The organism is Massilia sp. P2_C2 (genome assembly GCF_056404615.1).
In genome coordinates this window covers 1-1,640 of the sequence record NZ_JBFUDR010000570.1, presented here as the reverse complement: position 1 = coordinate 1,640, position 1,640 = coordinate 1, and the positions used below count along the sequence as shown (strand labels likewise).

Here is a 1,640-nt window from a genome sequence, read left to right as displayed (position 1 = left end):
CGGTGGGGCGGGGCTGTTCGGCGTGTGGCGGGTCGTAAGGCTGGCTGTCCGGCGGGGCAGGGCCGGTTGAACGCGTGGACGGCGCGCGTTGCGCCGTCACGCAGACAGCAGGGTGGAACCGTCCACCCAATGCGGCGGTCGTCAGTCCTTGGCGACGGTCGCCGCCAGTTTCGCTTCCAGTTCGGCCACGCGTACCTCGAGCGCCTCCAGCTTGGCGCGCGTCTTGGCCAGCACCTGGGCCTGGATGTCGAATTCCTCGCGCGTCACCAGGTCCAGCTTCGAAAAGCCCTGGGTCATCATCGCCTTGACGTTGCGCTCGATGTCCTTGGCGGGCGAGTTTTCGAACGCCTCGTTGATCTTGCCCTGCAAATCATTAAAAAAATTATTCATTTCACACTATTCCTTAAGTCGGCGCATTGCACCGAGATGGTGCGTATGTACCTGAATTGGTGCATGCACCAGCATGGAGCATGCATCCTCGTCCCGATTGTTTTTGAAACCAAAAAAAGTGGAGGCTGAAGTCGGGAAAAACAAGCGCGTACCCGCTTCGGGCAGGGTGGCACGTATCCTGCTAATTAACCATCAACCCACGAGAGAGAGCGATTTCGGATTGTAAACCGCAAGTCAAAAACCTGTTCAACTAATAAGGGAGTGTCACATGAAGCGTCGCAACAGCAACTGGCCCCACGTCGTAGCACTGGCAGTAAGCGTGTGGAGCCTCAACATCGGGCTGGCCGGCGCCGAGGAGCAAAAGCCGGACAACGAGGTGAGCTTCAACGCGGCTGTCACGAGCGATTACCGCTATCGCRGCATCTCGCAGTCCCGCCTCGATCCGGCCCTGCAGGGTGGTGCTGATTACACGCACAACCCGACCGGCCTGTACGCAGGCACCTGGCTGTCCACCATCAAGTGGACCAAGGACGCGGGCGGCAGCGGCGACGTCGAATGGGATATCTACGGCGGCAAGCGCGGCAACCTCAGCGCCGACATCACCTATGACGTGGGCGGCCTGTACTACTTCTACCCGAGCAACGGCCTGCATCCGAACGCCAACACGTTCGAACTGTACGGCCAGCTGGGCTATGGCCCGGCCTACGTCAAGTATTCGCATTCGCTGACCAACCTGTTCGGTACGGCCGACAGCAAGGGCAGCGGCTACCTGGACGTCGGTGGCAACGTCGATGTCGGCAACGGCTTCACGCTGAACCTGCATGCCGGGCGCCAGAATGTGCGCCACCACAGTTCGCTGTCCTACACCGACTACAAGCTTGGCGTGACGAAGGACTTCGGTATCTGCTCGGTCTCGCTGGCGTGGATCAAGGCCGATATCAATGGCGTCGTGAGCCCGTCCGGGGAAAACCTGGCCAAATCCGCGGCCGTGCTCGCTGTTTCAAAAACTTTCTGAAGAGGCAATCTCATGAAAATGATCACCGCCATCATCAAACCCTTCAAGCTCGACGAGGTGCGTGAAGCCCTCTCGGAAATCAACGTCCAGGGCATCACGGTCACCGAAGTGAAGGGTTTCGGTCGCCAGAAAGGCCACACCGAGCTCTATCGTGGTGCGGAATATGTCGTCGATTTCCTGCCGAAGACCAAGATCGAGGCAGCGGTCGACGATGCCATCGTCGACCAGGTGATCG

3 protein-coding genes are annotated in these 1,640 nt (G+C 59.4%); 2 read left to right on the top strand and 1 reads right to left on the bottom strand.

Annotation, left to right across the window (positions count from 1 at the left end; all coding sequences use genetic code 11):
- Positions 1-141: 141 nt before the first annotated feature.
- Positions 142-390 (bottom strand): accessory factor UbiK family protein, encoded by a 249-nt coding sequence (locus AC1DYX_RS30920; RefSeq protein WP_477266017.1) that lies wholly within the window; start codon positions 388-390, stop codon positions 142-144.
- A gap of 268 nt (positions 391-658) precedes the next feature.
- Here AC1DYX_RS30920 and AC1DYX_RS30915 point away from each other — a divergent pair, with 268 nt between their 5' ends.
- Both AC1DYX_RS30915 and AC1DYX_RS30910 read left to right on the top strand, forming a co-directional pair.
- Positions 659-1,405, top strand: a complete 747-nt coding sequence (locus AC1DYX_RS30915; protein ID WP_477266015.1) for a TorF family putative porin — start codon at positions 659-661, stop codon at positions 1,403-1,405.
- Between the two features lie 12 nt (positions 1,406-1,417).
- The coding region (locus tag AC1DYX_RS30910; RefSeq protein WP_477266013.1) for a P-II family nitrogen regulator at positions 1,418-1,640 on the top strand (223 nt) is incomplete at its 3' end.

What these genes read in the sequence shown, in the direction of transcription:
- AC1DYX_RS30920 (WP_477266017.1), bottom strand. Translation starts at nt 390, where the DNA reads ATGAATAATTTTTTTAATGATTTGCAGGGCAAGATCAACGAGGCGTTC.